General features: G+C 66.8%; 3 protein-coding genes, 1 tRNA gene and 2 pseudogenes. 3 read left to right on the top strand and 3 right to left on the bottom strand.

Features of this window, described 5'->3' with window-relative positions; genetic code table 11:
• Positions 1-118 (top strand): annotated as a pseudogene (locus VNQ78_RS08125) (IS5/IS1182 family transposase); the annotation flags it as partial.
• Positions 119-333: 215 nt separating this feature from the next.
• Here VNQ78_RS08125 and VNQ78_RS08120 read toward each other — a convergent pair.
• Both VNQ78_RS08120 and VNQ78_RS08115 read right to left on the bottom strand, forming a co-directional pair.
• Positions 334-408, bottom strand: a tRNA-Val gene (locus VNQ78_RS08120).
• 56 nt (positions 409-464) lie between these two features.
• On the bottom strand, positions 465-1,331 hold the full coding sequence (locus tag VNQ78_RS08115) for an NAD(P)-dependent oxidoreductase (protein ID WP_325688506.1): 867 nt from the start codon (positions 1,329-1,331) through the stop codon (positions 465-467).
• Between the two features lie 131 nt (positions 1,332-1,462).
• On the opposite strand from VNQ78_RS08115, the gene VNQ78_RS08110 reads away from it, so the two are divergent.
• Together VNQ78_RS08110 and VNQ78_RS08105 are read left to right on the top strand one after the other, a co-directional pair.
• Positions 1,463-3,919 carry a penicillin acylase family protein gene (locus VNQ78_RS08110; RefSeq protein WP_325688504.1) on the top strand — a complete coding sequence of 819 codons (2,457 nt, stop codon included), beginning with the start codon at positions 1,463-1,465 and terminating at the stop codon, positions 3,917-3,919.
• Positions 3,920-3,979: 60 nt separating this feature from the next.
• Positions 3,980-4,936, top strand: coding sequence for a nucleoside hydrolase (locus VNQ78_RS08105; RefSeq protein WP_325688502.1), 957 nt, complete (start codon positions 3,980-3,982; stop codon positions 4,934-4,936).
• Between the two features lie 22 nt (positions 4,937-4,958).
• Here VNQ78_RS08105 and VNQ78_RS08100 read toward each other — a convergent pair.
• Positions 4,959-5,070: pseudogene (locus VNQ78_RS08100) on the bottom strand (IS5/IS1182 family transposase); the annotation flags it as partial.

Below are 5,070 nucleotides of genomic sequence, written 5' to 3'. Positions count from 1 at the left end.
TGAGATCATGTTCGGCCGCCTGAAGGATTGGCGGCGCGTCGCGACCCGATACGACCGGTGCCCGGAAACCTTCTTCTCTGCGATCTTGCTAGCCGCAACCGTCTTGTTCTGGCTCTGAAACTCAATGAGTCTGGACCCTAGGGTTGATCGACCGAAGCCATTGCCAAAGATCTAGGAACTTATGATCAATGTGCTACGGGTAGTGCGGGAATGTGCGCTGGCTCAAGAAAAACGGTAGGGCCCGATGCAAGGATCGTCCCGAAACATGCGGAAGCGGGGTTGAGCGTAGCGCACCGGCCCCGACCTTCGATCTGACCTTTCCGATGCCGGAAATGGTGGGGCGGGAGGGGATCGAACCCCCGACCAACACGGTGTAAACGTGTCGCTCTACCGCTGAGCTACCGCCCCCTTGCGGGTCTGGCGCGCTGATAGCGTGAAGCCAGCCCGCTTGGCAAGCCCTGCCTCTAGCGCCGCAGCCGGGCGATCAGCGAGGAGGTGTCCCAGCGCCCGCCGCCCATCTGCTGAACCTCCTTGTAGAACTGGTCCACCAGCGCGGTGACAGGCAGGCTCGCGCCGTTCTCGTCGGCCGCGGCGAGGCAGATCCCCAGATCCTTGCGCATCCAGTCCACGGCGAAGCCGAAATCGAAGCGGTTCTCCTCCATGGTCTTGTGGCGGTTCTGCATCTGCCAGCTTCCAGCGGCGCCCTGGCTGATCACCTCGACCACGTCCGAGATCGAAAGACCGGCCTTTTCGGCAAAGCTGAGCGACTCGGAAAGACCCTGCACGAGACCGGCAATCGCGATCTGGTTGCACATCTTGGTCAGCTGACCCGCGCCCGAGGGTCCCATCAGGCGGCAGATCTTGGCATAGGCTGCGATCACCGGCTCGGCCCGGGCGTAGTCCTCGGCGCAGCCGCCGCACATGACCGAAAGCTGTCCGTTCTCGGCCCCCGCCTGCCCGCCCGAGACCGGGGCGTCGACGAAGCCGAAGCCCGCTGCCTCGGCGACCGCCGAAAGCTCGCGCGTGACGGCGGCGGAAACGGTGGTATGATCGACGAACAGCGCGCCGGCCGACATGCCGGCAAATGCGCCTTCCTCCGACAGGCAGACCTGCCGCAGGTCGTCATCATTCCCGACGCAGGCCATGACGAACTCGGCCCCGCTCGCGGCCTCGCGCGCGGACGCCGCCATGCGGCCACCATGCTTGGCGACCCAGGCCTCGGCCTTCGCGGGGCTGCGGTTCCAGACGGTCACCTCATGCCCTTTGGCCGCCAGATGGCCGGCCATCGGAAAGCCCATCACTCCCAGTCCCAGAAATGCTACGCGCGCCATGACTTTCTCCCCTCGGTTCCAAAAGACGCGTTGATCGTTCACGCGCCCTGTCCTATTCAGCCGATGAATTTCATCACCTGCCGCAGGGGTCAACCACCTCTGCGCCCAAGCATCGGGACCGCGCCCAATTCATGGTGACACTCTTCCGCTGGCTTGTGCGCCTGACGGTCGGGCTGATCGTTGCAGCCGTCGCACTGATCGCCCTCGCCTGGTATTTCGCCATCCGCTCGCTGCCGGATTATGGCGCGACCTTCGATGTCGCCGGCATTTCCTCTCCGGTCGAGATCGTGCGCACGACCGAGGATGTGCCCCATATCTTCGGCGCGAATGACCGGGACGTGTTCTTTGCCCTTGGCCTTGCCCATGCGCAGGACCGGCTGTTCCAGATGAACGTGCTGCGCCGCGCCGCGCAGGGCCGGCTGGCGGAGATCTATGGCGCGGGCGCCTTGCCTGCCGATGACCTCGCGCGAAGGCTGGGGCTTTACCGCAATGCCCGCGCCTCGTTGCAGGCGCAGGACCCCGAGACGATGGCGGCACTGACCGCCTATGCCGAGGGCGTCAATGCGTGGATCCACCAGATCAACCTTGGCGCGCGGGGTCGCGGCGCGCCCGAGTTCTTCCTGTTCCCCGACGAGATCTCCTATTGGGAGCCTGCCGACTCGCTCGCCATCCTGAAGCTGCTGGCGGCAAGCTCGACCGTGCAACTGCGGCGCGAGGTGCTGAGGGCGCGCCTTTCGATCGCCGCGCCCGAGCGTGGGCAAGAACTGGTTGCATCGGCGGGCGAGCCTGCGATGCCAAGCTATGCCTCGATGTTCGCGGGCGAGCATTTCGTCGGCGTCGAGCGGCGGAATACCCGCCCCGACTGGGCGACCGGCCTTGCCGGCTATATCGCGCCCTCGCTTGGCGCCACGGCGAATGGCTGGGCGGCGGCGGGAAACCGGACCGCGGCGGGGGGGGCGCTGCTGGCCAATGACCCGCAATTCGCGCTGACCGCGCCAGGGCTCTGGTATCTCGCCCGGCTGGAGCTTGGCACCGGCGGCGTCATCGGCGGGACCATTCCGGGCATTCCCGTCGTCCTCTCCGGGCGCAACACCCATCTGGCATGGGGGATCACCCCGGCCCAGATCGACGATCAGGATCTTTTCATCGAGGAGGTGCAGCCCGGTGATGCGAACCGCTATCTGGGCACCACCGGCTGGACGGATTTCCAGACCCGGACCGAGACCATCCGCGTCCGCGGCGGCGCCAGCCAGACCCTGACCCTGCGCGAGACCGAGAATGGCCCGGTCTTGCCCTCAGGCCATCTCGACATCTCGTCGATCCTGCCCGCCGGCCATGTCGCCGCGCTTGCCTGGACGGGCGGACGGGGCGAGGACGGGTCGATGAGCGCGCTGATCGGCCTCATGCGCGCGCAGAACCGCGAGGAGGCGGCGACCCGCCTTGGCGGTGTCGTCGCACCCGCGCTGATGGTGACGCTGGCCGATGATCAGGGCGTGGGGCAAGTCCTTGCCGGTGCCGTGCCGCGCCGCGGGCCGGAAAACCAGACCCAGGGCCGGATGCCCCAGCCGGGCTGGCGTCCCGGGAACCGCTGGCAGGGCCTCGACCCCGCGCCGGACGGGACCGCCGATCTTTCCCCCGCCGAGGGGATCGTCGCGACCACCGGCGCCGCCATTCCCGGCCAGCCCAATCTGGGCTATGACCGTGGCAACGAGTTCCGCCGCGACCGCCTGCGCCACCTGATTGGCAGCCGCGAAATCCACTCACGCGAGAGCTTCATCGCCGTCCAGAACGACATCGTCAGCCCGATCGCGCGGGCGCTGCTGCCCCTCGTCGGGGCCAATCTGTGGTTCACCGACGAACCCGCGCCCCTTGGCAGCCCGGAGCGGCAGCGGCAGGACGCGCTCGCCCTCCTCGCCAATTGGGACGGCACGATGAGCGAGCACCTGCCCGAGCCGATGATCCACGCGGCCTGGATGCGCGCCCTGCAGGACCGGATCGTCCGGGACGAGCTGGGACCACTCGCCGACGACCTGACCGAGTTCTACCCCGAATTCATCGACCGCGTTTTCCGCAATACCAACGGCGCGGGCGTCTGGTGCGACATCCGCCAGTCCACCCCGGTCGAGACCTGCAGCCAGATCGCGCGGCAGGCGCTGGATGCGGCGCTGCTGGACCTGACCGCGCGCTTCGGGCCCGACCTGCAAAGCTGGCGCTGGGGCGACCTGCACCGGGCGCGGCATGTCCACCCCGCCCTCGGCGATCTGAGCGGGCTTTCCTATATCGTGAACCTCGTCCAGCCGATCTCGGGCGGCGATTCCACGATCACGAGGAACGATTCCCTCGGCTATGGCCCCAATCCCTGGCAGAGCGTGGCGGCCCCGGTCTTTCGCGGAGTCTACGACCTTGCCGATCCCGACAGCTCGGTCTTCATCATCTCGACCGGGCAATCGGGGCATCCGCTCTCGCGCCATTACGACGATCTTTCGGAACTCTGGCGGCGTGGGGAATATATTCGCATGTCGCTGGACCCCGAACTTGCGCGGGCAGCTGCGACCGGCATCACCCACCTGATCCCGCTGATGCCTTAGCCGCCCTTGCATCCGGGCGCGGGACGGTCATTGTGATCGCCGGATGACGCAGGAGGGCACATGGCGCGCAAGATCATCATCGACACAGATCCCGGTCAGGACGATGCGGTCGCGATCCTGCTGGCGCTGGCCAGCCCGGAACTTGAGGTGCTGGGCCTGACCGTCGTGGCGGGAAACGTGCCGCTTGAGCTGACCCAGCGAAATGCGCGCATCATCCGCCAGATCGCCGGGCGAAACGACATTCCCGTCCATGCCGGCTGCGACCGGCCGCTGACGCGCCATCTGGTCACGGCCGAGCATGTGCATGGCAAAAGCGGCCTCGACGGGATCGAGATCTTTGAGCCCGCCGCCCCCCTCGCCCCCGGCCATGCCGTCGATTTCATCATCGAGACCCTGCGGCGCGAGCCGGAGGGCACCGTCACGCTGGTTGCGATCGGGCCGCTCACGAATATCGCCACGGCCTTCCAGAAGGCCCCCGACATCATCCCGCGCGTCGCGGCAATCGTCCTGATGGGCGGCGCCTATTTCGAGGTTGGCAACATCACCCCCGCGGCCGAGTTCAACATCTATGTCGATCCAGAGGCCGCGAAGATCGTCTTTTCAAGCGGCGTGCCGCTGACCGTGGTGCCGCTCGATGTGACGCATGAGGCGCTGACCAGCCGCGACTGGGTCGAGACGATGCGCGAAAGCGGACCTCTCGGGCGGGCAATCGCCGGCTGGACCGATTTCTTCGAACGCTACGACCGCGAGAAATACGGCTCGGAGGGCGCGCCGCTGCATGATCCCTGCGCCATCGCATGGTTGGTCCGGCCCGATCTGTTCAAGGGCCGCGAGATCAATGTCGAGATCGAGACGCAGGGCGAGTTCACGCAGGGCATGACCGTCGCCGACTGGTGGCGCGTCTCGGGCCGCGAGGCGAATGCGCTGTTCCTGCGCGAGATCGACCGCGACGGCTTCTTCTCGCTGCTGACCGAACGGATCTTCGCGCTCGATCGCAAGCTTGCCGGGCAGGCCTAGGGTCCAGACTCATTGAGTTTCGGAGCCAGAACAAGACGGTTGCGGCTAGCAAGATCGCAGAGAAGAAGGTTTCCGGGCACCGGTCGTATCGGGTCGCGACGCGCCGCCAATCCTTCAGGCGGCCGAACATGATC

This window comes from Paracoccus sp. (in: a-proteobacteria) (assembly GCF_035556475.1).
Taxonomy (GTDB): domain Bacteria; phylum Pseudomonadota; class Alphaproteobacteria; order Rhodobacterales; family Rhodobacteraceae; genus Paracoccus.
This window is presented reverse-complemented; position numbering and strand designations above follow the sequence as displayed.